General features: G+C 61.5%; 22 protein-coding genes. 19 read left to right on the forward strand and 3 right to left on the reverse strand.

Translation table 11 applies throughout. The features are described 5' to 3' along the window. Positions 1–8 precede the first annotated feature (8 nt). The 4 genes from V6P94_RS13820 to V6P94_RS13835 are packed head-to-tail and all read left to right on the forward strand — an operon-like array spanning position 9 to position 6182. Entirely contained in the window at positions 9–1754 is a 1746-nt protein-coding gene (locus tag V6P94_RS13820) for an FAD-binding protein (RefSeq protein ID WP_338647082.1), read from the forward strand. Further along, positions 1751–3511, forward strand: a complete 1761-nt coding sequence (locus tag V6P94_RS13825) for an FAD-binding protein (RefSeq protein WP_338647085.1) — start codon at positions 1751–1753, stop codon at positions 3509–3511. The genes V6P94_RS13820 and V6P94_RS13825 overlap by 4 nt, the downstream gene beginning before the upstream one ends. A 33-nt stretch (positions 3512–3544) precedes the next feature. Then, on the forward strand, positions 3545–4576 hold the full coding sequence (locus V6P94_RS13830) for a ferredoxin--NADP reductase (RefSeq protein ID WP_338647088.1): 1032 nt from the start codon (positions 3545–3547) through the stop codon (positions 4574–4576). Positions 4577–4595: 19 nt separating this feature from the next. Beyond that, the gene (locus V6P94_RS13835) at positions 4596–6182 is read left to right on the forward strand and encodes a FadD3 family acyl-CoA ligase (RefSeq protein WP_338647091.1); all 1587 of its coding nucleotides are present in this window, start codon (positions 4596–4598) and stop codon (positions 6180–6182) included. 505 nt (positions 6183–6687) lie between these two features. On the opposite strand, the gene V6P94_RS13840 is transcribed toward V6P94_RS13835, so the two are convergent. Beyond that, positions 6688–7473 carry an enoyl-CoA hydratase-related protein gene (locus V6P94_RS13840; RefSeq protein ID WP_133077435.1) on the reverse strand — a complete coding sequence of 262 codons (786 nt, stop codon included), beginning with the start codon at positions 7471–7473 and terminating at the stop codon, positions 6688–6690. A gap of 143 nt (positions 7474–7616) precedes the next feature. Between V6P94_RS13840 and V6P94_RS13845 the strand changes: the two genes are divergently transcribed. From V6P94_RS13845 to V6P94_RS13890, 10 genes are all read left to right on the forward strand, one after another. Then, complete coding sequence (locus tag V6P94_RS13845; RefSeq protein WP_133077436.1) at positions 7617–8390, forward strand: SDR family oxidoreductase; 774 nt, start codon at positions 7617–7619, stop codon at positions 8388–8390. Between the two features lie 53 nt (positions 8391–8443). Then, a complete protein-coding gene (locus tag V6P94_RS13850; protein ID WP_133077437.1) occupies positions 8444–9421 on the forward strand; it encodes an OB-fold domain-containing protein in 978 nt (325 codons plus the stop codon). Positions 9422–9433: 12 nt separating this feature from the next. Continuing rightward, positions 9434–10567 (forward strand): acyl-CoA dehydrogenase family protein, encoded by a 1134-nt coding sequence (locus V6P94_RS13855; RefSeq protein WP_338647095.1) that lies wholly within the window; start codon positions 9434–9436, stop codon positions 10565–10567. Further along, positions 10539–10958, forward strand: coding sequence for a MaoC family dehydratase (locus V6P94_RS13860; RefSeq protein WP_133077439.1), 420 nt, complete (start codon positions 10539–10541; stop codon positions 10956–10958). The genes V6P94_RS13855 and V6P94_RS13860 overlap by 29 nt, the downstream gene beginning before the upstream one ends. Positions 10959–10976: 18 nt before the next feature. Next, on the forward strand, positions 10977–12155 hold the full coding sequence (locus tag V6P94_RS13865) for a lipid-transfer protein (RefSeq protein WP_048351818.1): 1179 nt from the start codon (positions 10977–10979) through the stop codon (positions 12153–12155). Then, the gene (locus V6P94_RS13870; protein ID WP_133077440.1) at positions 12156–13325 is read left to right on the forward strand and encodes an acyl-CoA dehydrogenase family protein; all 1170 of its coding nucleotides are present in this window, start codon (positions 12156–12158) and stop codon (positions 13323–13325) included. It begins immediately after the preceding gene. 185 nt (positions 13326–13510) lie between these two features. Continuing rightward, positions 13511–14701: an acyl-CoA dehydrogenase family protein gene (locus V6P94_RS13875; protein WP_338647100.1), complete on the forward strand. Its 1191-nt coding sequence runs from the start codon at positions 13511–13513 to the stop codon at positions 14699–14701. Positions 14702–14712: 11 nt separating this feature from the next. Continuing rightward, positions 14713–15858 (forward strand): acyl-CoA dehydrogenase, encoded by a 1146-nt coding sequence (locus tag V6P94_RS13880; RefSeq protein WP_338647102.1) that lies wholly within the window; start codon positions 14713–14715, stop codon positions 15856–15858. Positions 15859–15895: 37 nt separating this feature from the next. Further along, positions 15896–17584, forward strand: a complete 1689-nt coding sequence (locus V6P94_RS13885; protein WP_338647104.1) for a class I adenylate-forming enzyme family protein — start codon at positions 15896–15898, stop codon at positions 17582–17584. A gap of 88 nt (positions 17585–17672) precedes the next feature. Beyond that, the gene (locus V6P94_RS13890; RefSeq protein ID WP_338647106.1) at positions 17673–19055 is read left to right on the forward strand and encodes a DUF1329 domain-containing protein; all 1383 of its coding nucleotides are present in this window, start codon (positions 17673–17675) and stop codon (positions 19053–19055) included. 72 nt (positions 19056–19127) lie between these two features. On the opposite strand, the gene V6P94_RS13895 is transcribed toward V6P94_RS13890, so the two are convergent. Next, positions 19128–19484 (reverse strand): VOC family protein, encoded by a 357-nt coding sequence (locus tag V6P94_RS13895; RefSeq protein WP_338647108.1) that lies wholly within the window; start codon positions 19482–19484, stop codon positions 19128–19130. A 228-nt stretch (positions 19485–19712) separates the two neighbouring features. On the opposite strand from V6P94_RS13895, the gene V6P94_RS13900 reads away from it, so the two are divergent. Genes V6P94_RS13900 through V6P94_RS13920 form a run of 5 tightly spaced genes read left to right on the forward strand, consistent with a single transcriptional unit; the run spans position 19713 to position 25308 of the window. Then, a complete protein-coding gene (locus V6P94_RS13900) occupies positions 19713–21377 on the forward strand; it encodes an AMP-binding protein (protein ID WP_338647110.1) in 1665 nt (554 codons plus the stop codon). 32 nt (positions 21378–21409) lie between these two features. After that, positions 21410–22177 carry an SDR family NAD(P)-dependent oxidoreductase gene (locus tag V6P94_RS13905; RefSeq protein ID WP_338647113.1) on the forward strand — a complete coding sequence of 256 codons (768 nt, stop codon included), beginning with the start codon at positions 21410–21412 and terminating at the stop codon, positions 22175–22177. A 10-nt stretch (positions 22178–22187) separates the two neighbouring features. Further along, a complete protein-coding gene (locus tag V6P94_RS13910) occupies positions 22188–23381 on the forward strand; it encodes an acetyl-CoA C-acyltransferase (RefSeq protein WP_338647115.1) in 1194 nt (397 codons plus the stop codon). A gap of 9 nt (positions 23382–23390) precedes the next feature. Further along, positions 23391–24518 (forward strand): acyl-CoA dehydrogenase, encoded by a 1128-nt coding sequence (locus V6P94_RS13915; protein WP_326397984.1) that lies wholly within the window; start codon positions 23391–23393, stop codon positions 24516–24518. Positions 24519–24534: 16 nt separating this feature from the next. Further along, positions 24535–25308 carry an enoyl-CoA hydratase gene (locus tag V6P94_RS13920; RefSeq protein ID WP_133077449.1) on the forward strand — a complete coding sequence of 258 codons (774 nt, stop codon included), beginning with the start codon at positions 24535–24537 and terminating at the stop codon, positions 25306–25308. 120 nt (positions 25309–25428) lie between these two features. Here the strand turns inward: V6P94_RS13920 and V6P94_RS13925 are convergent, their stop codons facing one another. Further along, positions 25429–26580 carry an acyl-CoA dehydrogenase family protein gene (locus tag V6P94_RS13925; RefSeq protein WP_133077454.1) on the reverse strand — a complete coding sequence of 384 codons (1152 nt, stop codon included), beginning with the start codon at positions 26578–26580 and terminating at the stop codon, positions 25429–25431.

A 26580-nucleotide genomic window follows, 5' to 3' on the forward strand; every position in this document is an offset into this window, starting at 1 on the left:
TAACAATAATGACGGCTCACGATCAGTCTCAGTCCAGCTATGACGTAATTGTTGTCGGCTCCGGCGCCGGCGCCATGACCTCGGCCCTGTTTGCGGCTGATCAGGGCCTGTCGGTTCTGATTGTCGAAAAAAGCGATAAATATGGCGGCACCTCGGCGATTTCCGGCGGCGGTATCTGGATCCCGAACAACCATTATTTTGCCGCCATTGGCGGGCAGGACAGCCCTGAGCTGTCCCTGCAATACCTCAAGGCCGCCACCGGCGAGCACGGTGATCCACAGCGGTTGCAGGCGTATCTGGACAACGCCGCGCCGATGATCAAAAAGCTCACCGACAACAGCCGCGTGCGTTACGCCGTGGCCGATAAATACCCCGATTACTACCCGCAACTGCCCGGCGCCTTGCCAGGTGGTCGCACCCTGGACCCGGAGCTATTCGACACCAGCCTGCTGGCTGAAGAGCTGCCCAACCTGCGCAAGCCTTCGCCGTCGACCCTGCTGATGGGGCGCATTGCCTGGACGGCCCGCGACGCGCACAAGGCCATGGCCCGCAGTTTTGGTTGGCAATGGCTGATTTTCAGGCTGATGGCCCGCTACAAACTCGACTTCAAATGGCGCCGCAAAAGCAAATACGACCGCCGCGCCGCACTGGGCAGCTCCCTGGTGGCGTCGTTGCGCCGTTCCCTGATGGATCGCAACGTGCCGTTATGGCTCAACACTGACTTTCAGGACGTGTTGCTCGACGGTGATCGGGTCAGCGGGATCAAGGTTGCAACGGGTGGCAAAGTCCTGGAACTCAAGGCCCGCCGTGGGGTGATTTTTGGCTCCGGCGGCTTTGAGCAGAATCAAACCCTGCGCGAGAAATACCTGCCGCAACCCACCCGGGCCAGCTGGAGCGCTACGCCACCGGGCAACAACACCGGGGCCGCACTTGAGGCGGGACTCAATATCGGTGCGGCCACGGCGCTGATGGACTGGGCCTGGTGGGCTCCCACCATTGCCGTGCCAGGCGAGGAAAAACCCCGTGGCGTGTTTGCCGAACGGGCGTTTCCGGGGGCCATTGTGGTCAACAGCCTGGGGCATCGCTTTGTCAACGAAGCGGCGCCGTACCTGGAGTTCGTCGACGCCATGTACACAGACAACCGCAAGACTGGCGGCCGCTCGGTGCCGTCGTGGGTGATCTTCGATGGTCACTTCCGTTTTCACTACGCCATGGGCCCGTTGATGCCGGCCCAGGTGGTCCCCGACAGCCGTCTGCGCAAGGAATGGCTCAATACCGTGTACTGGAAGGCCGACAGCCTGGACGCGCTGGCCATGCAAATCGGGGTCGATGCCCAGGGCTTGAGCAGCACCGTGCAAAAAATCAACAGCTACGCCCAAACCGGGGTCGATCTTGACTTCGATCGCGGTGGCAACGTGTTCGATCGCTACTATGGCGATAGCAATATCAAGCCCAACCCGTGCCTGGCACCGTTACGCAAAGGCCCGTATTACGCCATGCGCCTGGATGCCGGAGATATCGGCACCAAGGGCGGATTGCTGACCAACCAGCACGCTCAGGTCGTACGAGAAGACGGCCAGCCAATCCCTGGCCTGTATGCCATCGGCAACTGCTCGGCATCGGTGATGGGCATCAGCTACCCCGGTGCCGGTGGCACCCTGGGCCCGGCAATGACTTTCGGCTACATCGCTGCCAACCATATCGCCAGCAGCGTGTCGGCAACCGCCAGCGCCCGGGTACGGGCACTGTCATGAGCCGGGCGCAGAGCAGCTCCAGCAACAGCAAGATCCTCGCGCCCTTGCAGGCCGAACGACTGACCGCGCGGGACTGGCAAGACACCTGCGACGTGCTGGTGATCGGCTGGGGCGCGGCAGGCGCCTGCGCCGCGCTGGAGGCCATAAGCAATGGCGCCCATGTGATCGTGGCCGACCGCTTTACCGGTGGCGGTGCCAGTGCCAAGAGTGGAGGCGTGGTGTATGCAGGCGGTGGGACTCGGCACCAGCAGGCCGCAGGGTTCAACGACAGCACGCAAGCGATGTTCGACTACCTCAAGCACGAAACCCGGGGTGTGATCAGCGATGCCACCCTGCAAAAATTTTGCGACGACAGCGTCAGCAACCTCGATTGGCTTGAGAGTCACGGTGCCCGCTACGGCCATAGCATGCCGCCGGGGGGCAAGACCTCATACCCGTCCGATGGCTACTTCCTGTATTACTCGGGCAATGAGCTGGTGCCCTCCCACGGCGGTGATCAACCCCCGGCGCCACGGGGTCATCGCACCGTAGGCAAGGGCCAGTGCGGCGCGGTGTTGTACGCCCACTTGAAAGCCGCCTGCCTGCGTGACGGAGTGCAACCCTTGCTGCAATCCGCTGCCCGGCGTTTGGTGGTGGATGCCAGCGGGCGCGTGGTTGGCGCCGAGTTCTGGAGCTTGCCCGAGGGCAGTCGCGAAGCGCGCTTGCATGCACGCCTGGCGGCACGGGCCGAGCGCCTGCAAAATTTCGCCCCCGGCTACTGCGATCGCCTGCGGCAAAAAGTCAGCCAGCTGGAGCGCGATCATGGGCAGCCGGTGCTGATCCGGGCCAGGCGCGCCGTCATTCTCAGTACCGGGGGGTTTATCTTCAACCGCGGACTGATCCGCGATTATGCGCCCAACTTTCGCCGCAATTTCAAGGTCGGCGCGACCGGTTGCGATGGTAGCGGCCTGCTGCTGGGGCAGTCGGTGGGTGCCAGAAGCGAGCGTTTGAGCCGGGTATCGGCCTGGCGCTTTATCAACCCGCCGCACTGTTGGCCCAAGGGCATCGTGGTCAACACCCTCGGCCAACGGTTTTGCAACGAAGAAGTCTACGGCGCCACCCTAGGCCAGCCTTTATGCGAAGAGCAGGGGGGGCAGGCCTGGCTGGTAATGGATGCGCGCTTGCGCAAACAGGCGATCCGCCAGGCGCTGTTTGGGGGCTATTGGTGGTTCCAGACCTTGCCGGCGCTGGCCTTGATGCTGCTCAAGGTCCGCAAGGGCGACAACCCTGACCAGTTGGCGACGGCCTGTGGCATGCAGGCCGGGGAGTTGAGTGGTGCATTGCGCGCCTACAACGCCGGTGCCCGAGGCGACGCACCGGATCCCTTTGGCAAGTCTGAAGGCAGCCGTCAGGTGCTGGACAAAGGGCCGTTTTATGCCTGCGATATCAGCGTTGGCAACCCGATATTCCCCTTGGGGGCGCTGACGTTGGGCGGCCTTAAGGTGGATGAATCAAATGGCGCAGTCCTGGACGCACAAGGCCAGCCGATTGCGGGCCTGTTCAGTGCGGGGCGCACAGCCATCGGCGTGGCGTCACACCTCTACATCAGCGGACTGTCGCTGGCTGACTGCGTGTTTTCGGGCCGCCGTGCGGGGCTGGCTGCCTCGTGTGGGAGCGGGCTTGTGCGCGATACAGGCGGCGCGGTTTCCATCGATGAGCGCAGTGATGCCATCGCGAGCAAGCCCGCTCCCACAGAAACCACCAAGGTGACCCCATGAGCGCAAGTAGCCCGTTTGTGATGAGTATCTGATATGACCCAACCTGCGTATTTCTCCCTGCGTGTGGCGCAAGTCGTGACTGAAACGGCGGACTCCAGATCCCTGGTGTTCGACGTTCCGTTGGCCCTGCGTGAACAGTTTGCCTACAAGCCCGGGCAGTTCTTGACCTTGCGCGTACCCTTCGAAGGCGGCTGGTTGCCGCGTTGCTATTCGCTGTCGAGCACGCCGCTGCAAGACGAACCGTTGCGCGTAACGATCAAGCAAGTCCGGGACGGGCGTGCTTCCAACTGGTTGTGCGAGCACGTGCGCGAAGGCGATCAACTTGAGGTGCTGGCCCCGGCCGGGGTGTTTGTCCCTCGGCATTTTGACGATGACTTTGTGCTGTTTGGTGGCGGCAGCGGGGTGACTCCGGTGCTGTCGATCCTGCGCTCGGCCTTGATTGCCGGTACAGGCCGGATTCTGCTGGTTTACGCCAACCGTGATGAAGCGTCGGTGATTTTTGCGGCTGAGCTCAAAGCCCTGGCCAGTGCCTACCCCCAGCGCTTGCAGGTGATTCACTGGCTGGACTCGGTACAGGGTATTCCTGGCGTGGCGCAACTTGCGCAGATGGCCCTGCCATTTGTTCATGCCCAGGCCTATATCTGCGGGCCTGGCCCGTTCATGGACGCTGCTGTCAGCGCCTTGCATGACATCGGCATGGACCACGGGCGCATCCACGTCGAGCGGTTTGTGTCGTTGCCTGAAGAAGGCAGCGTGGCGGCCCCGGGCCCGGTCAACACCGATGTGATTGGCAGCCAGCTTTCGGTTCGCCTTGACGGTGAAGAGTTCGAAGTACCCTGTGCTGAAGGCGAAACGCTGCTCAACGCCATGCAGCGCGCGGGGTTGAAACCGCCCAGTTCATGCCTGGTGGGTTCCTGCGCGACCTGCATGTGTACGGTTGAGCGCGGCAGTGTAGAGATGCTGCGCAACGATGCCCTTGACCAACAAGAACTGAACGACGGCTGGGTGCTGGCGTGCCAATCAGTGCCCAACAGCGAACAACTGCGTGTGTGCTTTCCCGAATAATCTGCCAGACGAGTGCCTGATGACTTCCAGCCTGCAACAGATCCTGCCCTGCTCGATTCCACAATTACTGCTCAGTGCCGCGCAGCACCATGCCGGGCGTACCGCCATTGAAGAGCATGGGACCTGCACCGACTACAGCGAACTGCCGGGCCTGGCCCTGGCCGTAACCCGCAGCCTGATGGCCCAGGGCATCGGCAAGGGCGATCGGGTGGCGATATGGGCACCTAACGGGCGGGACTGGATCATCGCTGCATTGGGCATCCACTGTGCGGGCGCGGTGATGGTGCCGATCAACACCCGCATGAAAGGCAGTGAAGCTGCGGATATCCTGCAGCGTAGCGGGGCAAGGGTGTTATTCGTGCAGCCGCAGTTTCTGGGGACTGATTATCTGGCGATGCTGGCGCCCTGTCGTCCGGCGAGCCTTGAGTGTCTGGTCCTGCTGGGCGAAACCACGGCTGGCAGTTCCCAGGGCCTGAACTGGAACGGCTTTCTGGCCCTGGGTACGGCCATCAGTGAATCGGCAGCGCTGTTGCGGGCATCCGGGGTGGGCGCTGATGATCTGAGCGACTTGCTGTTCACTTCCGGCACCACCGGCAAGCCAAAGGGCGTGATGAGCGCTCACGGGCAGAATATCCGGGCCTTTAGCGAGTACGTGAAAGTGATCGGTCTGCAGGCCGGTGACCGATACCTGGTGATCAACCCGTTTTTTCATGCCTTTGGCTACAAGGCGGGCTGGCTGACGTGCCTGCTGGCGGGCGCGACGATCCTGCCCCATCCGGTGTTCGATGCCGAAGCGGTGTTCCAGCGTATTGCGGCTGAGCGCATCAGCGTGCTGCCGGGGCCGCCGACCTTGTACCTGTCGATGCTGGCCCATCCCAAGCTGGCTGAAACCGATCTGTCGAGCCTGCGCATTGCCGTCACGGGCGCGGCGACCATTCCACCGATCCTGATCGAGCGCATGCGTCGCGAACTGGGCTTCTCGGTCGTCACCACCGCCTATGGCCTCACTGAGTGCGGCGGCCTGGCGACCATCTGTGACCCGGGCGACGCTGCGACGGTTATTGCCGGCACCAGTGGCCGGGCGATCCCGGGGACCGAAGTGAGCATTCGCGACCCGCAAAACCGGGCATTGCCGGCGGGCAGTACGGGGGAAATCTGCCTGCGTGGTTTTCACGTGATGAAGGGGTATTTCGAAGACCCGCACGCCACGGCTGAAACCATCGACAGTGAAGGCTGGTTGCACACAGGCGACATTGGCGAGCAGGACGCGTCGGGCAACTTGCGCATCACCGACCGGCTCAAAGACATGTTTATCGTGGGCGGATTCAATTGCTACCCGGCGGAAATCGAAGCCGGGTTGATAGAGCATTCGGCGATTGCCCAGGTGGCGGTGATCGGAGTACCTGACGAGCGCATGGGGGAGGTGGGGTGTGCCTGCGTGGTGTTGCGTCATGGTCAGGCGCTGGATGAAGCCGGGCTGATCCTGTGGGCCCGTGAGCATATGGCCAACTACAAGGTTCCCAGGATGGTGCGGTTTTATGAGGCGCTGCCGGTGAATGCGTCGAACAAAGTGGCGAAGAATGAGTTGCGGGCGGGGTTGCTGTAGGCGTCCTGCGCAGCCTCGTTTCACTCGTCAGCTGACATATCGAATGGATATGGACTCGGCATAGGTGCGGGTGCATCGCAAAACAACTGGCACACGGGGTACATATCCGGCATTTGCGGTTAACTGAAATGATGGTTTCGCTCCGTGGGCCCGCCGTGACGGGCCATCCCTGGCCCAACACGGCTCTCCCGGTATCCATGCCGATCGACCCACTGCGCAGAACCTCCACTCGGCCTCCCGAAGGGGCGGGCAGATCAAAAGCACTGCCCGCCGAGGCGGCCGACCGGCCGGCCTGCGGCCGGCCTGGTTGGTGGGTTGCATTCACGACCTGTAGTCGCTGACGAGTCGTGCGAGGCTGCGTTCGGCTTGGTGCGCCATTGCGACGTAGCAGTCGTGAAATCGGCCTGCACGGTTAATCAGGCACTGCGCGTGTACCTGTTTTGCGACCGCTGTGCGATCGAACGCAGCCTCGCACGACTCGTCAGCGACTACAGGGGCGCGCCGCTCAATGCCCTTCAAACCGCGCTGCACGTTTCTCGATAAATGCCTGCATCCCTTCTTTTTGATCCCTGGATGCAAACAGCAGCGCATTGGCCTTGCGCTCAAGGGCCAGCCCGGTCTCCAGCGGTGCGTCCACGCCCGCCAGTATCACTTCCTTGATTTGCTCGGCAGCCAGCGGGGGCATAGCGGCGATCAACTGGGCCATCTCCAGGGCATAAGCCTGTACCTGGTCATCATCGACCACGTTACTCACCAACCCCGAAACCCAGGCCTCTTCAGCCGTAATTGGCTGCCCGGTCAGGGCCATGCGCATCGCCTTGGCCTTGCCCACGGCACGTACCAGCCGCTGGGTGCCGCCGATGCCCGGCATGATGCCGATGCGTATCTCGGGCTGGCAAAACTTGGCACTGCGCCCGGCCACGATGATGTCGGCCAGCATCGCCAGCTCGCAACCACCGCCATAGGCATAGCCGCACACCGCAGCAATGACCGGTTTGGGGCAATGCTGAATCGGCGCCCAGACCCGCTCGGTATGGCGCTGGTAAATATCAATCGGGCCGACCCCGGCCATGCTGTTGATGTCGCCGCCAGCGGCAAACACTTTGTCACCGCCAGTCAGCAGGATGCAGCGCACGTCAGGGTTGTGCGCCAGTTCCGTGAAATAGCGTGACAACAACCCTTGCAACTCAAGGCTCAGGGCGTTGGTGGCCTGGGGGCGATTAAGGCGCAGCAAGGCCACGCCCGGGGTCGGGAATTCAAGCAATACCGGCGCGGCAGATGGGTCTGACATGGGGTTCCTCGTTAACAGGGGCTGTCACCACAGCGTGCGCTGGATTGTTGCGTTCACCCGGTTGCGCTTCATCGTCCGTTCAGACGACGAGCAGCCCCCGGATTGCCCCTAGAGTGGCTCCATCAGTAGAAAAGGAGCATGTCATGGGCCAACTCTCAGGGCTGGACTACAGCGGTAAAGTGGTGCTGGTCACCGGCGGTACAAAAGGCATCGGCGCCGGTATCGCCCGCAGCTTTCTGCAAGCCGGGGCACAGGTGATTGTGTGTGGCAGGACAACACCTGAAATGTTGCCCGGGGCAGGCTCGACGCAGGCGATTTTCATGGCGTGCGATGTGCGCGACCAGGAATCGCTCAAGGCATTGTTCGAGGGCATTCGCGCTGACTTCGGTCGTCTCGATGTGGTGATCAACAATGCCGGGGGCAGCCCGCCAGCAGAGGCTGGCAGCGCTTCGCCACGTTTCCACGAAGGCATTATTCGCCTCAATCTCATCGCCCCCTTGAATGTTGCGCAACAGGCCAACGCCTTGATGCAGCAACAGGCCGAAGGCGGCTGCATCGTGTTTATCGGCAGCATCAGCGCCTTGCGCGCATCCCCTGGCACCGCGGCTTATGGCGCGGCCAAGGCCGGGGTATTGGCGCTGGTGCAATCCCTTGCCGTGGAGTGGGCGCCCAAGGTGCGGGTGGTCGCGGTCAGTCCGGGGCTGGTACGCACCGAACAGGCGCATCTGCATTACGGCGACGAACAAGGCATCGCAGCCGTCAGTGCCGGTATTCCGGCCGGGCGCATGGCGTTGCCGGAAGACATCGGCAACGCCTGCCTGTTTATCGCCTCGCCCATGGCCGGCTATGCCAGCGGCTGCAATCTGTTGTTGCACGGCGGCGGCGAACGGCCGGCATTTCTGAGCGCTGCGCATTGACGACCTTCAGCGGCGACCACCGGGTTGCTGCACTTGACACGCAGGAGACGAACTTGGCTGATTCTCAATTGCTAACCGACGTGCGCGCCCTGGTGGGGCGTGAGTATGGTCGCGTCTACGCCTGGGACGAAGTCAACGCCCCGATGATCCGCCAATGGTGCGAGATCATGGGCGTGGACAACCCGCTTTACACCGATCCGGCCTTTGCCGCCATCAGCGCTCAGGACGGGCTGGTGGCACCGCCTGCGATGTTGCAGGTGTGGTGCATGGAAGGCTTCCACCTGAACAACTACGCACCGGGCTCGACCACCGAAAACCCCTATGAAGTGCTCAAGCTGATTGAGTCTTATGGCTATGCATCCGTGGTCGCGGTGAACTCCGAGCTGACCTTCGAACGCAATCTGCGTCCGGGGGAAAAACTCTACTACACCACCCGGCTGGACTCGGTAGGCGACGAGAAAACCACCGGCCTGGGCACAGGTTTTTTCGTCACCCTGGTGATGAACTACTTCGTTGAACACAAAAGTGGCGACGAAGCGGTGGGGCAGTTGCTGTTTCGCGTATTCAAGTTCCGTCCGGCCAACAACCACGCGGCCAAAGAAGCACCGGCCAAGGTCGAGGCAGCCCCGGCAGTCAAGCGTCCCAAGCCGGGCATGAGTGATGACACCCGTTTCTTCTGGGAAGGCTGTGATGCGGGCAAGTTGCTGATCCAGCGCTGCACCCAGTGCCAGACTCTGCGCCATCCTCCTGCTCCCGTGTGCATCGAATGCCACTCGTTCGATTGGGACAGCGTGCAGGCCAGCGGCCGTGCCAGCCTCTATTCGTTTGTGATCATGCATTACCCCGAAGTGGCACCGTTCGACCATCCCAACCCGATCGGCCTGATCGAGCTGGAAGAGGGCGTGCGTCTGGTGGCCGGGCTTACAGGCGTCAAGCGCGAAGAGCTGAGTATTGGCCAGCCCTTGCAGCTTGAATTCCAGACCTTCGACGGCGAGCTGACCTTGCCCATGTTCCGGCCTGTGGTCGAGTAAGGGGAGGGCAGCATGGATTTCGAATTCACCGAAGACCAAGGCGCCATCGCAGAAATGGCCGGCAGTGTGTTTGCCGACTATTGCACCGATGACCGCTTGCGTCAGTTCGACACCCGCGAGCAGGCCTACATGGAGCCGCTGTGGCAGCTGTGTGTAGAGACCGGCCTGCAAGCCCTGGCCATCCCTGAAGCGCAGGGTGGCAGCGGACTGGGCATGACCGAGTTGATGCTCGTACTGCAGGCCCAGGGTCAGGCGTTGGGGCAAGTGCCGTTGTGGCGTCATCAACTGGCGGCCGCCACGCTGGCGCAATTTGCCGACCCTTCCTTGCAGTCGTGGGCGGTTGACGCTGCAGCGGGCAAGGCGCTGCTGACCCTGGACTTGAGTGGTTTGTACAACGCCCGGGGCATTGGGTTGCACGCTCAATCTGTGGACGGCGGATGGTGCTTGAGCGGTCATGTCGGTGCGCTGGCGCTGGCTGAACAGTCGCAAGCGGCCCTGCTGCTGGTGACGGTCGAAGGGCAAGCCCGGCTGGCGTTGGTCGAACTGGCAAACAAAGCCGTCAAGCCTGTACCCGGTCGCATGACTCACGGTGAGGCGGTTGCCGATTTACACATCGACGGGCTGCTGATCAGCACCGGGCAATTGCTCCCCGCAGCCGCACTCGGCTGGCTGGAGCCACGGGCCATCGCCTCGCTGGCTGCGCTGCAACTGGGGGTCAGCGCCGAACAGATCCGCCGCACCGTGGAGTACGTCACCGAGCGTCGTCAGTTTGAACGCAGCATCGGCAGCTTTCAGGCCGTGCAAATGAGCATGGCCAACGCCCATATCGCCCTCGAAGCCCTGCGCAGCTGCCTGTGGCAATTGTGCTACCGCCTGGATGCCGGTCTGCCTGCGCCGAGCGAAGCACTGGCCACCGCCTGGCAGGCCTGTGAAGCGGGGCATGTGATTGGGCACAACGCCCAGCACGTACACGGCGGTATCGGCGTCGACCTGACGTACCCGATGCATCGCTTTCTCTACTGGAGCCGCGCTTTGGGCTGTGCCCTGGGAGGATCGCCAGCCTGCCTGGAACGCCTCGGCGACTGGCTGAGCCATAACGACAAGCTGGGATGGAAATATGACCTTGCAGAACACCAAGCGCTTTGACGACGTGCGCCCCGGCGAAACCCTGCCGGAACTGGCGATCCCGATCACCGTGGGCCTGGTCACCGGCGGCGCTATCGCCACCCGCGACTACTTCCCCGGCCACCATGACCTGAACGCCGCTCAGGCCCTGGGCTCACCGCACATCTTCATGAACATCCTCACCACCAATGGGCTGGTGCAGCGGTATGTCGAAGGTTGGGCTGGCCCTGAGGCACGTTTTGCCTCGCTGAAAATCAAGCTTGGCGCGCCGAACTACCCCGGCGACAGCATGACGTTCAATGGCGCGGTTACCGGCCTGGACGCCGCCACCCGCACGGTGGAAATCACCCTCAGCGGCAAAAATTCCATGGGCAACCACGTGACCGGAACGGTCGCGCTGGTTCTGCCCTGATCGCGGGAGACAGCACACATGACGCAATCGACACTTTCCGGCAGCGCTGCCATCGTTGGCCTGGGCGCGACCGAATTTTCGAAAAACTCCGGGCGCACCGAATTGCGCCTGGCGCTTGAAGCCACGTTGGCTGCGTTGAAAGACGCGGGTATCGACCCGTCCGAGGTTGAGGGTTTCAGCTCGTACTCGGTGGACAAAGTCCCGGAATACGAGATCGCCCGCTTGCTGGGTTGCAAGGACGTCAAATTCTTCTCCCAGGTACCCCACGGTGGTGGTGCGGCCTGCGCGCCGATCATGCACGCGGCCATGGCCGTCGCCACAGGTGTGGCCAAAGTGGTGGTGGTCTACCGCGCCATGAACGAGCGCTCGTGGTATCGCTTCGGCAGCGGCAGCTACGGCTTTGCTTCCACGCCGATCTTCGAAAACGTCAACTACGGCTGGTACATGCCCCACGGCCTGCACACCCCGGCTTCATGGGTCGGCATGTTTGCCCAGCGCTACATGCACACCTACGGCGCCACCTCTGAAGACTTCGGTCGCGTGGCGGTGGCGGTGCGTGACTTTGCCGCCACCAACCCGGCGGCGTTCTTTTACGGCAAGCCGATCACTCTGGAAGAACACCAGGCCTCGCGCTGGATCTGCGAGCCGTTGCATTTGCTCGATTGCTGCCAGGAATCCGATGGTGCGGTGGCGATGGTGATTACCTCGGCCGAGCGTGCCAAGGACCTGCGCCAGAAGCCGGTGATGATCAAGGCCGGCTCCCAGGGGATCACGTCGGGCCAGCAGATCATGACCTCCTTCTACCGCGACGACATTACCGGGCTACCGGAAATGGGCGTGGTCGCCAAGGAGCTGTATCGCCAGTCGGGCCTGGGCCCGGAGGCGCTGCAAACCGCGGTCATCTACGACCACTTCACCCCGTTTGTACTGCCGCAGCTCGAAGAGTTCGGCCTGTGCGAGCGTGGCGAAGCCAAGGAATTCATCCGAGCCGGGCACCATGCCCGTGGCGGCAAGTTCCCGATCAATACCCACGGCGGGCAACTGGGCGAGGCTTATATCCACGGCATGAACGGCGTGGCTGAAGCGGTGCGCCAGGTGCGTGGCAGTGCGGTCAACCAGGTCGACAATGTGGAAAACGTGCTGGTGACTGCTGGCACGGGTGTTCCTACCAGCGGCCTGATTCTGGGAGCAGCCTGAATGTTCGTCGACCTCACGCCTGAACAACACGCCCTGCGCCTGAAGGTGCGGGACTACTTCCAAAACCTGATGACCCCGCAGTTGCGTGAGCAATTGCGTGGCAAAGAGGGCGGCGAACTGTACCGCGACACCATCCGCCAGATGGGGCGCGACGGCTGGCTGGCCGTGGGCTGGCCCAAGGAGCACGGCGGGCAGGGCTACGGCCCCACCGAGCAGTTCATCTTCTTTGAAGAAGCGAACATTGCCGGGGCGCCGCTGCCGTTTGTGACCATCAGCACTGTTGGGCCTGCGCTGATGGCTCACGGCACCGAATTGCAAAAGGCCAAATTCTTGCCGGGCATCGCTGCGGGCGAAATCATCTTTGCCATCGGCTACTCCGAACAGGATGCGGGCAGCGACCTGGCGGTGCTCAAAACCACGGCCCGCCTTGAAGGCGACAGTTTTGTGGTCAATGGCAACAAGCTCTGGACCTCGGGTGCCGAGTCGGCGGATTACATCTGGCTGGCGGCGCGTACCGATCCAGAACGACCACGGCACAAGGGCGTGTCGATCCTGATTCTCGACACCCAGGCGCAAGGCTTCTCGACCACGGTGATCCCGACCACGAGCAACCCGACTGCGGCTACCTACTACGATAACGTCCGGGTGCCCCAAGACATGCTGGTGGGCGAGCTGAACGGTGGCTGGAAGCTGATCACCGCCCAACTGAACCACGAGCGGCTGGGCCTGGGTGCCTGGTCGGACAAGGTTGTCGGGCTGTTTCGCCGGGTGCTGATGTGGGCCAGGGAAACGGATGAAAACGGCGTGCGTGCCACCGATAAAGCCTGGGTGCGCGCAGGTCTGGCGCAGTGTTACGCAAGGCTGGAAGCCATGCGCCTGATCAACCTGCGCATTGCCGCTGATCTTGAGCGTGAGCGCATGGACGTGGCGCTGGCCTCGACCACCAAGGTCTACGGCTCCGAATCGGCGATCGAGATTCTGCGCCTGTTGAGCAACATCGTAGGTGCCAATGGTCTGGTGCGCGGCGGTTCGGCGGCGTCGTTGTTGCAGGGCGACCTGGAGTACGAAGTACGTGCCAGCGTGACCCTGACGTTTGGTGGCGGCACCAATGAAATCCAGCGCGAGCTGATAGCCCAATTCGGCCTGGGCATGCCCCGTACCCAGCGTTAATAGAGGTCTTGTAGCAGCGGACGAGTTGAACGAGGCCGCGTCCGGCTGCGAAGCGGCCGCAAAACCATTCAACACGGTGTTTCAGATACATCGAGTGTGCAGGGTTGACGAGGACTTCGTCCCCGGACGCAGCCTCGCGCAGCTCTGCAGCTGCTACGGGGATCTTTATTTACAGGTGAAATAACATGAACACCATTGACCAGTTCAGAGAGCAAACCCGCAGCTGGCTTGAGGCCAACTGTCCACCCTCCCAGCGCAAGGCGATTCCTGAAGGCGAGTTGGTATGGGGTGCAAGGGATGTCGAGTTCCCCAATGCCGATGCCCAGCTGTGGTTTGAGCGCATGCGCGACAAGGGCTGGTTCTGCCCGGACTGGCCTGCCGAATATGGCGGTGCAGGGCTGAGCGCGGAATATAACGCCGTGCTCGAAAGTGAGCTGCGCCGCCTGAAGTGCCGCCCGCCACAAATCAATCTGGGCATCTGGATGCTTGGCCCGGTGCTGCTGGAGTTCGGCAGCGAAGCGCAAAAGAAAGACCTGCTCACCCCGATGACTCGCGGTGAAGTGCGCTGGTGCCAGGGCTTCTCCGAGCCCAATGCCGGCTCTGACCTGGCGAGCCTGAAAACCGCCGCCCGGGATGCTGGCGATCATTTTGTAGTTGATGGCAGCAAAATCTGGACCTCGTACGGAGACAAGTCGGACTGGATGTATGCGTTGGTCCGCACCAATCCCGCCGCCAGCAAGCACGCGGGCATCAGCCTGATCGTGCTCGACATGAAAAGCCCCGGGGTGAGCGTTGCGCCGATTGATTTGATCAGCGGCAAATCTGCGTTCTGCCAGGTGTTCTTCGATGCAGTCAAAGTCCCGAAAAGCCAGCTGATTGGCCCGTTGCACGGCGGCTGGAACTTGGCCAAGCGCCTGTTGCAGCACGAACGCAAAGCCATGTCCAAATTCGGCGAGTTCAGCCTGCCGACGCACTTTCACTTGTTGTCGTTGGTCGGCCAGTACTTGCCCGAACCTGCGGGGCAAAGCGAATCGGCGCTGGTGGCGCGGGCTGTGGCCTGTGCCATGGACGAGCACAGCTACAACCTGACCGTACAGCGCATGGGTGAAGAAGCCCGCGCCGGGCAAGACGTCAGTGGGCTGATGTCGATCATGAAACTGGTCCACACCGAACAGGAACGGGACAAGTTCGAAGTGCTGTTGGATGTCATGGGTTATCACGCATTGGGCTGGGACAAGGAGGCGTTCAGCCCCCAGGAGCAGGCCATCACCCGTGGCTGGCTCAACAGCTTCGCCCTGACCATTTCTGGCGGTGCCTCAGAAATCCAGCTCAACGTGATTGCCAAGCGGGTCCTCGGCCTGCCTGATGTGAAGTAAGGAAACCCACCATGAACCTGCTTTATAACGATGATCAACGGATGTTGGCCGACAGCGCCCGCGAGTTCCTGGCGGCGCGCAGCCCGGTGTCCCGCCAGCGCGCCTTGCGCGATGAGCCCCAGCCCGATGGTTTTGACTCGCGACTGTGGCAAGACGCAGTGGCGTTGGGCTGGAGCGCTATACCGTTCCCCGAAAACCTCGGCGGGCTGGACTTCGGTTGCATGGGCCTGGGCCCTGTCTTTGAATCCATCGGTTGCACGCTCAGCGCCTCGCCGCTGCTCTCCAGCGTAGTGCTCAGCGGTTCCTTGCTGCACCTGCAGGGCAATGCCGAGCAACAGGATTGCTGGCTGTCGACGACCATCAGCGGTGAGCGGCGCTTGGCGCTGGCGCTGGACGAAAACGCGCGTCACAACCCGCAAAAGGTCTCGTTGCAAGCCGTGCCCAATGGCGATGGCTACAGCCTGACCGGGGATAAATATTGTGTGATCGACGGGCTCGGTGCCGACGGTTATCTGGTGGCAGCACGCACGGGCACCCAGGGTATCAGCCTGTTTCTGATACCGGCCGACGCTGCGGGCCTCACTGTGGTTGCGTTACCGCTGATTGACTCGCGCAACCATGCACGGTTGCAGCTGGATCAGGTACAGGTCGGGCCGCAAGCACTGCTCGGCGAGGCCGGATCTGCCATGCCTGCGTTGATTATTGCGCTGGATCGCGGTCGAGTGTGCCTGGCTGCCGAGATGCTCGGCATGTCTGAAAAACTCTTCGCGATGACCCTCGATTACCTCAAGACCCGCGTCCAGTTTGATGTGGCCATTGGCTCTTTCCAGACCCTGCAACACCGTGCGGCGCAGCTGTATGTCGACCTGGCACTGGCGCGCAGCGCGGTGATGGCCGGGCTGGCAGCGCTGGACGATACACGCCTGAGCGAGGTCGAGCGTCAGCGCCTGGCCAGTCTGGCGAAGTGGAAGGCCGGGCAGACGGCGATCAAGGTCGCGAATGAAGCGGTGCAGATGCACGGCGGCATTGGCGTCACCGATGAGCTGGATGTGGGCTTGTACCTCAAGCGTATCCGGGTGGCTCAGGCAACCCTGGGCGATGCCGATTTTCACTGCGAGCGCTATGGCGCCCTGGAACTGGCGCACGCGCACGCTTGAGCCTGTTGTGAACGGTTCGAGTCAGGAGAATAACAAGATGAAACTTGAGCAATGGCAGAGCGCCTGGCAGCAGTTGGTGGGGGTGGGCTCGCCTTTTGAAGTCGTCACGCCGCCAGAAGGCGGGCCGAAGTATTTTCGACACACAGCAGCCAGCGTCTGGGCCGCCATCGACAGTGGCCGGGTGCATGCTGACCGCGAGTTTCTGGTGTGGGAGCAGCAGCGACTGACGTTCAGTCAGTTTTTCGATCAGGTGGATCGACTGGCCGGGCAGTTGGTGCAGCGCTTTGGTCTGCACAAAGGCGATCGCGTCGCGATTGCCATGCGTAATCAGCCCTCCTGGCTGGTCGCGTTTGCAGCCATCCAGCGATGCGGTGCGGTGTGTGTGCCGCTCAACAGCTGGGGGCTGCGTGACGAGCTGTTTCATGGCCTGCAGGACAGCGGTGCGTGCTTGTTGCTGTGCGACGAGCCTCGCTTGCAATTGCTTGCCGCTGACCTGCGTGATCAAGGGCTGGCAACCATTGTGGTTGGCCTGCGTGAAGACGCGCCGCTGGAGGAACACTGCCAGCGCCTGGAAGACCTGCTGGCTGCACCCGCGTTGAGTACGCCCGTGCAACCCGTCAGTGCCAGCGACCCGGCCATGATTCTCTACACCTCGGGCACGACCAGTCTGGCCAAGGGCGTGCTGTCGACCCACGGCGCAGTCTGTCAGGCGCTGGTGGCGCTGGAGTTCCAGGGTGCGTTTTGCGCGCTCAGTTCACCGCAGCGCATCAGTGTGGTGATTAACAGCGGTTATGCGCCCACCACCTTGATGGCAGTCCCGCTGTTCCATGTCAGTGGCTTGCATGCGCAGTTTTTGCTGGCCTTGCGCAGCGGTCGACGCCTGCTGCTGATGTACAAGTGGGACGTGGAAAAAGCCTTCGATCTGATCCGCGATGAGCACTGCACCCAGTTCAACGGCGCACCGGTGATGATGCAGCAACTGCTGACGTCGCCACGCTTTGGCAGCCCTGACACGGCCAGCCTGTTTGGTCTGGGGCTGGGGGGTGCGGCACCGTCCAGCAGCCTGCTGGAACACCTGACCCAGCGCAAACCCGAGGCAATCGGCGGCAGTGGTTATGGGCTGACCGAAAGCAACGGCATCTGCGCAGCCATTGGCGGTGATCAGTTTGTCTACAAACCAGCGTCTGCAGGCTGGCCCTTGCCAATTGTCGAGGTGCGCATCGGCGACAGTCCGGATCGACCACTGCCCGTCGGTGTCAGTGGATTGATCTGGGTGCGCTCGCCAACGCTGATGAGCGCGTACTGGAACCTGCCCGAGGCCAGCGCACAGACCCTGCGCGATGGCTGGCTCGACACCGGCGATATCGGGCTGCTGGATGATGAAGGTTTCCTCTACATCACGGATCGCGCGAAGGATTTGATCAATCGCGGCGGCGAGAAGATTTCCGCTGCCGAGGTCGAGTCCTGCGCCTGTGAGATGCCCGGTGTGATTGAAGCCGCAGCCTTTGCCGTCCCTGACGATGTGCTGGGCGAAGTGGTGTTTTTGGTGGTGCGTGGCGACCCGGCCTCAACCCCGGACCGGGATACGGTGCGGGGGTTTATCGCCCAGCGTCTGGCGAGCTTCAAGGTCCCTGCGCAGATCCATATCCAGCACACGCCGTTTGCCCGTAATGCGTCGGGCAAGATGCTTAAAAGCTTGCTCAAAGAGCTGTTGGTAACGGCCTGAATAGTCTTTGTGGACGATGTACTCGCCTGTGAATGGCGAAGAATGGACGCATACCCCTCAGCAAGCTTATTCGCGTAGGAGGCAATACATGAAAATAACAAGAACAGGCGTAATGCTCGCAGCCGCCATAGCCGTCAATGTGGCGGCCATCGGCACGGCATCCGCCCAGGTATCTCCCGCAGAAGCGGCCAAACTGGGTAAAGAGCTGACCTGTGTAGGTGCAGAACAGGCAGGTAACGCCGCGGGCACTATCCCGCCCTACACCGGCAAGTACCTGGGCGAAGTTCCGGGCTGGAACCATGTGAAGTTCTCGGGCGACCAACCGGTTGATCCCTACGCTGCAGAGAAGCCGATCCTGGTGATCACTGCGCAAAACATGGCGCAGTACGAAGACAAGCTGACCGAGGGCCAGAAAGCGCTGCTCAAGCGTTATCCGACCACTTACAAGATGAACATCTACACCGGTCATCGTGATTTCCGCTACCCGGACTACGTGTGCCGCCGCGTCATGAGCAACGCCTTGAATGCCAAGCTGGTGAACGATGGCATGGGCATCGAAGGGTTGGGCCAGGTGCCGTTCCCGATCCCTAAAAGCGGCATGGAAGTGCTGTGGAACCACCAGCTCCCGGCGCGCGCCTGGACCGAAGAAAAAACCAGTGACCTGGCGTCCGTACTGCCCAATGGCAGCATTGGGTGGGGCCGTGCCTATGCGCGAGGCCTGTCACAGGCCAACTCCCCGACGGTGGAGCCAAAAACTGAAGACAAGATTCAGGCAATGGGCAACAACACGACGCTCAAACCTGCCCGTGACAACGGCGTGATCAGCATTTCCCACGAACCCTACGACTTTCAGACCAACCCGCGTCAGGCCTGGAGCTACAGCCCGTCCACCCGTCGCGTTCGCTTGCTGCCTGGCTACGGCTATGACCAGCCGATGATTGGCACCAACGGCACCATGACCGTCGACGAAGACCGTTTGTTCAACGGTTCGCCAGAGCGCTTCGACTGGAAATTGATCGGCAAGCGTGAGGTTTACATCCCGGCCAACGCCTACAAGCCCAACGCAGGCACGGTGAAGTACGCAGACATGCTCACGCCCAACCATCCCAACCCTGACCTGATGCGTTATGAACTGCGTCGTGTGTGGGTGCTGGAAGGGGACCTGAAAGAAGGCTATCGCCACGTGTACGGCAAGCGTGTGCTGTTTATCGATGAGGACACCTGGAACTCGGTGATGGCAGACAACTACGATGCCCGTGGGCAGCTGTGGAAACACGCCATGATCAACTACTACTACCATCCGGACATGAGCGCCTGGCAGGCGGGTTCGCAGTTCTTCATGGACTTGAACTCGGGGCAGTACACCGGCTACGGCATGACCAACGAAGCCAAGAAAGGCCCGATCCTCAACGAAGGCAAGTTCACGCCTGACCAGTACACCGCGGATGCGGCACGGGCGATGGGACGGTAAACGCCAGGCTGCACGTTTTGAGCAACAAGCAAAAGCCCCGTCGGTGTTGCGCCGACGGGGCTTTTTTCGGAGTTATTTGTTTGCCGACCAGACCGCCAGTTCGTAGCCGTCCAGGTCGGTGAAGTGAAAACGGCTGCCCCCCGGGAACTTGAATTCGGGCTGGGTGATTTTGCCTCCGGCGTCAACGATTGCCTGCTGTGCACGGGGCAGGTCGTCGGCATACACAATGATCAGCGGGCCACCCGGGCGCACGTCCTCGCCAGTGGTGAAACCGCCGCTCAGGCGGCCATCGCTGAACTCGGTGTAGGTGGGGCCATAGTCAGTGAAAGTCCAGCCAAATACGGCGCCATAAAACCCTTTGCTGCGCGCGATGTCGTGGACGTTGAATTCGATGTTGTTGATGGTGTTGTGGTGGTTTTGTGTGGTCACGGGCATCTCCTTATGTGCGTGAAATATAGATAGCAGCAGGGATAAACGCCACCTGGCTGCCGGTTGCGATCTCTGGGACTGAGGCGCGTTCGGGCAAGATCGCGCATTGGCCAAAGCAGTCATTCAGCTTGAGCGGTTTGACCATTGTTGCAGAGCCTTCCCAGGGCGATTATCAACAGGATTGTTCACGGTTCCCATCCTAAAAATAAAGACCGAGGGATTCTGCTGATGCGCGACTATCTGACCGCGATGACTGATTTCGACTACCAACGCACGGTGACGGGCGCCCTGGACGGCCACCTGGAGGCCGTCAATGCCTGTGTCGAGTGCTGTGACCGGCATGCCTTGCCGGGCCGCATTGCGTTGTTCTGGGAAGGGCGCGATGCCAGCAGCGCAACGTATACCTTCACCCAGTTACAGGATCAGGCTGCACGCTTTGCCAACTTTCTGTTGGCCCAGGGCGTAAAACGCGGCGACAAGGTGGCAGGTTTGCTGCCGCGCAATGTCGAATTGTTGATTGTGGCGTTTGCCACCTGGCGCATTGGTGCCATCTACCAACCACTGTTTACCGCATTCGGCCCCAAGGCCATCGAACACCGGCTCAACAGTTCCGGCGCCGCGCTGGTGGTCACTGATGGGGTGAACCGGGTCAAACTCAATGAAGTCAACGACTGCCCGGCGATTGTCACCGTGGCCGGCCCCAAAGGGCAGGGCCTGGTACGCGGCGATTTCAGCTTCTGGGCCGAACTGGACAACTACACGGCGGACTGTGAGCCGGTCATGCTCACCGGCGAAGACCCGTTTTTGCTGATGTTTACTTCGGGCACCACAGGCCCGGCCAAACCGCTGCTGGTGCCGCTCAAGGCAATTGTCGCGTTCCAGAGCTATACCCGTGATGCGGTGGGGCTGCGTCCTGAGGATTCGTTCTGGAACCTGGCTGATCCGGGTTGGGCCTACGGAATCTATTTCGGGATCACCGGGCCTTTGTCCATGGGCCATCCGATCACGTTGTACGATGGCCCGTTTACGGTTGAAAGCACCTGTCGGGTGATCAAGAAATACGGCATCACCAACCTCACCGGTTCACCTACCGCGTATCGCATGCTGATTGCTGCCGGGGCTGCCTTCTCCAGCAAGATCAAGGGCCAGCTGCGAGTCGTCAGCAGCGCCGGTGAACCCCTCAATCCCGAGGTGATTCGCTGGTTTGCCGATGAGCTGAACGTCACCATCCATGACCACTACGGCCAGACCGAAGTCGGCATGGTGCTGTGCAACCATCACGGGCTCGACCACCCGGTGCATATGGGCGCTGCCGGTTTCGCCTCCCCGGGTCACCGGATCGTGGTGCTCGATGACAACCATCAGGAATTGCCGGTGGGCCAGCCTGGGATTCTGGCCGTTGACCGTAGCCAGTCGCCCATGTGCTGGTTTGGCGGCTATCAAGGTTTCAACACCAAGGCTTTCGTTGGCAACTACTACCTCAGCGGCGACACCGTGGAGCTGAACCCCGATGGCAGCATCAGTTTCGTCGGGCGCAGCGATGACGTGATCACGACCTCCGGTTATCGCGTGGGGCCTTTTGATGTGGAAAGCGCCCTGATCGAGCACCCGGCAGTCGTCGAAGCCGCCGTGGTGGGCAAGCCCGACCCCGAGCGCACCGAGCTGGTCAAAGCGTTCGTGGTGTTGAACCCCCACTATCTGGGTGATGCGCAACTGGCCGAAACCCTGCGTTTGCACGTCCGCCAGCGTCTGGCCGCCCACGCTTACCCCCGTGAAATCGAATTTGTCAGCGAGCTGCCGAAAACCCCGAGCGGCAAGCTGCAGCGCTTCATTTTGCGCAACCAGGAAATTGCCAAGGCCGAGCTGGCGTCAAGCGCCAAAGCCACGGCCTGATTTTTCACCCCCATTTTTGGTCAGGAACAACCATGCAAATCGAAAACAAGGTTTTTATCGTCACCGGTGGTGCATCGGGACTGGGTGCCGCCACAGCCGACATGTTGGTCAAGGCAGGTGCCCGGGTGATGCTGGTGGACATGAACGCCGACGCCGTGGCCGCACAAGCGAACAAACTGGGCCGTTCGGCCCGCAGCGCCGTGGCTGACATCAGCCAGGCAGACGCCGCACAGGCAGCTGTTGCGGCCACGGTGGCAGCCTTTGGCGGGGTCAACGGGCTGGTCAACTGCGCGGGCATCGTGCGCGGCGAAAAAATCCTCGGCAAAAATGGCCCCCACGGGCTGGAGAATTTCAGCCAGGTCATCAACGTCAACCTGATTGGCAGTTTCAACATGCTGCGCCTGGCCGCAGCGGCCATTGCCGAGACCACCGCCGATGCCGATGGAGAGCGCGGGGTCATCATCAATACCGCTTCGGTGGCGGCGTTCGACGGCCAGATCGGCCAGGCGGCCTATGCGGCTTCCAAGGGCGCCATCGCCAGCCTGACCTTGCCTGCGGCCCGTGAACTGGCCCGCTTCGGGATTCGCGTCATGACCATCGCACCGGGCATTTTTGAAACCCCGATGATGGCTGGCATGACCCCTGAAGTGCGTGAGTCTCTGGCCGCCGGTGTGCCGTTTCCACCGCGCTTGGGCAAGCCTGACGAGTACGCGTCGCTGGTGCGCCATATCATTGAAAACAGCATGCTCAACGGCGAGGTGATCCGTCTCGACGGCGCCTTGCGCATGGCCGCCAAATAAGAGGTGTGAAATGACAATTGCCAATGATCCGGTCGTGATTGTGAGTGTTGCACGCACGCCCATGGGTGGCTTTCAAGGTGACTTCAAGGGCCTGACCGCGCCGCAACTGGGCGCTGCGGCGATCCGCGCAGCGGTAGAGCGGGCCGGTGTGGCGCCCGATGGCGTAGAAGAGGTGCTGTTCGGATGCGTGCTGTCGGCAGGCCTGGGCCAGGCGCCTGCCCGCCAGGCCGCCCTGGGCGCCGGGCTGGACAAGGGCACACGCTGCACGACGCTGAACAAGATGTGCGGCTCGGGCATGGAAGCCACCATCCTGGCCCATGACCGCCTGCTGGCCGGGAGCGTCGATGTGGTGGTGGCAGGGGGCATGGAAAGTATGTCCAACGCGCCGTATTTGCTCGATCGCGCACGCAGTGGCTACCGCATGGGTCATGGCCGGGTGCTGGATCACATGTTCCTGGACGGCCTGGAAGACGCCTATGACCGTGGCCGCCTGATGGGTACTTTCGCGGAAGACTGCGCCCAGCTCCACGGCTTCAGTCGTGAGGCCCAGGATGCATTTGCCGTGGCGTCGCTGACCCGTGCGCAGCAGGCGATCAAGGACGGCAGCTTCAGCGCCGAGATCGTTGCGGTGCAGGTCACCGTGGGCAAGGAGCCGCGCCTGATCAGTGATGATGAGCAGCCGCCCAAGGCCAATCTGGCAAAGATCCCCACGCTGAAACCGGCGTTTCGGGAGGGTGGGACGGTCACTGCGGCCAACTCCAGTTCGATTTCCGATGGTGCGGCGGCACTGGTGTTGATGCGCCGTAGCGAGGCGCACAAACGCGGCCTGGAACCCCTGGCGGTGATCCACGGGCATGCGGCGTTTGCCGATGAGCCCGGTCTGTTCCCGACCGCCCCGGTGGGGGCGATCAAGCGGCTGATGAGCAAGACCGGCTGGGATCTGAACGAGGTTGATCTGTTCGAGATCAACGAAGCGTTTGCAGTGGTCAGCCTGGTCACGATGGCCGAACTGGATATCCCCCACGCCAAGGTCAATATCTACGGCGGCGCCTGTGCGCTGGGCCATCCGATCGGTGCTTCGGGAGCGCGCATTCTGGTGACCCTGCTTTCGGCACTGCGTCAGCAAAAGGCCAAACTCGGCGTTGCAGCGATCTGCATCGGCGGCGGTGAAGCCACGGCGATTGCCGTGGAATGCTTGTACTAAGGATTTTTTATGCTGCCCACATCCGAACAATTACAAATTCGCGAAGCAGCCCAACAGTTTGCCCAGGAGCGTTTGAAGCCCTTTGCCGCTGAATGGGACAAGCAGCACCGCTTCCCCCGGGAGGCCATTGACGAGATGGCGCAGCTGGGTTTTTTCGGCATGCTGGTGCCTGAAGAGTGGGGCGGTTGCGATACCGGTTATCAGGCCTACGCGATGGCCCTCGAAGAAATCGCCGCGGGCGACGGGTCGTGTTCCACAATCATGAGCGTGCACAACTCAGTGGGTTGCGTGCCGATTCTCAAGTACGGCACCGAGTATCAAAAACAAACGTTTCTGGTCCCGTTGGCCAGTGGTGCGATGCTTGGGGCATTTGCCCTGACCGAGCCCCAGGCGGGCTCCGACGCCAGTGACCTGAAAACCCGTGCCCGCCGGGAAGGCGATTTCTATGTGCTCAATGGCTGCAAGCAGTTCATCACGTCGGGGCAAAATGCCGGGGTAGTGATTGTGTTTGCGGTGACGGATCCGGCGGCGGGCAAGCGCGGTATTACCGCCTTTATCGTGCCCACGGACTCACCGGGTTACAGCGTGGCCCGAGTCGAAGACAAGCTGGGGCAGCACGCGTCAGACACCTGCCAGATCCTCTTCAACGACCTCAAGGTGCCGGTGGCCAATCGTCTGGGTGAAGAAGGGCAGGGCTACAAAATTGCCCTCGGCAACCTGGAAGGCGGGCGCATCGGCATCGCTTCGCAAGCAGTGGGCATGGCCCGCGCGGCCTTCGAAGCTGCACGGGACTATGCCCGTGAGCGCGTGACCTTTGGCCAGCCATTGGTTGAGCATCAGGCCGTGGCATTCCGCCTGGCCGACATGTCGACTGAAATCGCGGTTGCCCGGCAGATGGTTCGTTACGCCGCGGCCTTGCGTGACAGCGGTCAATCGGCGTTGGTCGAGGCCTCGCAAGCCAAGCTGTTTGCTTCGGAAATGGCCGAGCGAGTGTGCTCCAAGGCGTTGCAAACCCTGGGCGGTTATGGCTACTTGAGCGACTTTCCACTGGAACGCATCTACCGCGATGTGCGGGTGTGCCAGATCTATGAAGGCACCAGTGATATTCAGCGCATGGTCATTTCGCGCAATCTTTGAATCGAGGACATTAGTGATGAGCTACGAAACCATTCTGCTGGACATTCATGGGCATGTAGGCCTGATTACACTGAACCGGCCCCAGGCGCTCAATGCCCTGAATGCGCAGTTGGTCAGCGAAGTGAACCAGGCGCTGGACACGCTGGAAGCCGATAACGGGATTGGCTGCATCGTCATTACCGGTTCGAAAAAAGCCTTTGCCGCCGGTGCGGACATCAAGGAAATGGCGGACCTGAACTACCCGCAAATCTACCTCGATGACCTGTTTTCTGACAGTGATCGCGTGGCGACCCGACGCAAGCCGATCATTGCGGCGGTAGCGGGTTTTGCGTTGGGGGGCGGCTGTGAACTGGCGATGATGTGCGATTTCATTTTGGCCGGTGACAACGCCAAATTCGGCCAGCCGGAAATCAACCTGGGTGTGTTGCCGGGCATGGGTGGAACGCAGCGTCTGACCCGCGCAGTGGGCAAGGCCAAGGCGATGGAAATGTGCCTGAGTGGGCGCTTGATCGGGGCCGAAGAGGCCGAGCGTTCGGGGCTGGTTGCACGCGTGGTACCGGTCGATGAGTTGCTGGATGAAGCGTTGAAAGTCGCAGCGCTGATTGCCAGTAAATCCTTGCCGGTGCTGATGCTGACCAAGGAATGCGTGAATCGGGCATTCGAGATCAGCCTGTCTGAAGGTGTGCGTTTCGAGCGTCGGGTGTTCCACGCCATGTTCGCGACACATGACCAGAAAGAAGGGATGGCGGCGTTTGTGGAAAAGCGTGCTGCCGAGTTTGAAAACCGCTAAAAGTCACTGACTGTGGATGTGGGAGCGGGCTTGCTCGCGATTCAGTTAACCGGGTATGTCAGTCGTACCGGGGCGCTGACATTGCGAGCAAGCCCGCTCCCACAGGCTCAGCGCTGGTGTCTAGATCAGATAATTCTTCAATTCCCGCGCAATAACCATTCGCTGAATCTCGCTCGATCCCTCATAGATCTGGGTGATGCGCGCATCTCGGTAGTAACGCTCAACCGGGTAGTCTTCAAGGTAGCCATAGCCGCCATGGATCTGGATGGCTTTGGAGCACACATACTCGGCCATTTCCGAAGCAAACAGTTTGGCCTGTGAGGCTTCTGACAGGCAGGGCTTGCCCGCGCTGCGCAGGCGCGCCGCATGCAGGATCAGCAGTCGCGCTGCATTGATCCGGGTTTGCATGTCAGCCAGCATGTTGGCGATGCTTTGGTGTTCGATGATCGCCTTGTCAAATTGCACCCGGTCACGGGAATAGCCCAGTGCCGCTTCGAAGGCAGCACGGGCGATGCCCAGTGCCTGGGCGCCAATACCGATGCGTCCGCCTTCGAGGTTGGACAGGGCGATGGCCAGCCCCTTGCCGCGTTCGCCGAGCATGTTGGCTTCAGGCACGGTGCAATTGTTCAGGGTAACGGCGCAGGTGTCCGAGGCGCGAATGCCCATTTTGTGTTCGGTACGGTCGACGATGAAACCCGGGGTCGCGGTAGGCACCAAAAACGCCGAAATGCCTTTTTTGCCAAGGTTTGGATCGGTGACGGCAAACACGATGGCCAGCTTGGCGCGCTTGCCATTGCTGACAAACTGTTTGGCGCCGTTGATCACCCACTGGCCGTCGCGCAGTTCCGCTCGTGTGCGCAGGTTGTGGGCTTCAGAGCCCGCCTGTGGCTCGGTCAGGCAGAAGCAGGCGATGGTCTGGCCACTGGCAAGCTCCGCCAGCCAGGTTTGTTTTTGCGCCTCGCTGCCGTATTTGAGGATGGGCCCGCAGCCGACGGAGTTATGGATACTCATCAGCGCACCGGTTGCGCCATCACCGGCCGATATTTCTTCCACGGCCAGGGCGTAGGCAACGTAGTCGACATAGGTGCCGCCCCATTCTTCCGGAACCACCATGCCCAACAGGCCCAGTTCGCCGAGCTTGGCCACCAGTGCATCGTCGATCCAGCCGGCCTTTTCCCAGGCCTGGGCATGGGGGGCGATTTCACGGCGGGCAAAGTCGCGGGCCATGTCGCGGATCATCACTTGTTCTTCGCTCAGTTCGATATCTTGCAT

Origin of the sequence: Pseudomonas sp. ML2-2023-3 (genome assembly GCF_037055275.1) — a bacterium.
Lineage (GTDB): Bacteria > Pseudomonadota > Gammaproteobacteria > Pseudomonadales > Pseudomonadaceae > Aquipseudomonas.

Bases quoted from the DNA above. Each gene is read 5' to 3' on its own strand.
- V6P94_RS13820 (WP_338647082.1), top strand. From the start codon at position 9: ATGACGGCTCACGATCAGTCTCAGTCCAGCTATGACGTAATTGTTGTC.
- V6P94_RS13825 (WP_338647085.1), top strand. From the start codon at position 1,751: ATGAGCCGGGCGCAGAGCAGCTCCAGCAACAGCAAGATCCTCGCGCCC.
- V6P94_RS13830 (WP_338647088.1), top strand. From the start codon at position 3,545: ATGACCCAACCTGCGTATTTCTCCCTGCGTGTGGCGCAAGTCGTGACT.
- V6P94_RS13835 (WP_338647091.1), top strand. From the start codon at position 4,596: ATGACTTCCAGCCTGCAACAGATCCTGCCCTGCTCGATTCCACAATTA.
- V6P94_RS13840 (WP_133077435.1), bottom strand. From the start codon at position 7,473: ATGTCAGACCCATCTGCCGCGCCGGTATTGCTTGAATTCCCGACCCCG.
- V6P94_RS13845 (WP_133077436.1), top strand. From the start codon at position 7,617: ATGGGCCAACTCTCAGGGCTGGACTACAGCGGTAAAGTGGTGCTGGTC.
- V6P94_RS13855 (WP_338647095.1), top strand. From the start codon at position 9,434: ATGGATTTCGAATTCACCGAAGACCAAGGCGCCATCGCAGAAATGGCC.
- V6P94_RS13860 (WP_133077439.1), top strand. From the start codon at position 10,539: ATGACCTTGCAGAACACCAAGCGCTTTGACGACGTGCGCCCCGGCGAA.
- V6P94_RS13865 (WP_048351818.1), top strand. From the start codon at position 10,977: ATGACGCAATCGACACTTTCCGGCAGCGCTGCCATCGTTGGCCTGGGC.
- V6P94_RS13870 (WP_133077440.1), top strand. From the start codon at position 12,156: ATGTTCGTCGACCTCACGCCTGAACAACACGCCCTGCGCCTGAAGGTG.
- V6P94_RS13875 (WP_338647100.1), top strand. From the start codon at position 13,511: ATGAACACCATTGACCAGTTCAGAGAGCAAACCCGCAGCTGGCTTGAG.
- V6P94_RS13880 (WP_338647102.1), top strand. From the start codon at position 14,713: ATGAACCTGCTTTATAACGATGATCAACGGATGTTGGCCGACAGCGCC.
- V6P94_RS13885 (WP_338647104.1), top strand. From the start codon at position 15,896: ATGAAACTTGAGCAATGGCAGAGCGCCTGGCAGCAGTTGGTGGGGGTG.
- V6P94_RS13890 (WP_338647106.1), top strand. From the start codon at position 17,673: ATGAAAATAACAAGAACAGGCGTAATGCTCGCAGCCGCCATAGCCGTC.
- V6P94_RS13900 (WP_338647110.1), top strand. From the start codon at position 19,713: ATGCGCGACTATCTGACCGCGATGACTGATTTCGACTACCAACGCACG.
- V6P94_RS13905 (WP_338647113.1), top strand. From the start codon at position 21,410: ATGCAAATCGAAAACAAGGTTTTTATCGTCACCGGTGGTGCATCGGGA.
- V6P94_RS13910 (WP_338647115.1), top strand. From the start codon at position 22,188: ATGACAATTGCCAATGATCCGGTCGTGATTGTGAGTGTTGCACGCACG.
- V6P94_RS13915 (WP_326397984.1), top strand. From the start codon at position 23,391: ATGCTGCCCACATCCGAACAATTACAAATTCGCGAAGCAGCCCAACAG.
- V6P94_RS13920 (WP_133077449.1), top strand. From the start codon at position 24,535: ATGAGCTACGAAACCATTCTGCTGGACATTCATGGGCATGTAGGCCTG.
- V6P94_RS13925 (WP_133077454.1), bottom strand. From the start codon at position 26,580: ATGCAAGATATCGAACTGAGCGAAGAACAAGTGATGATCCGCGACATG.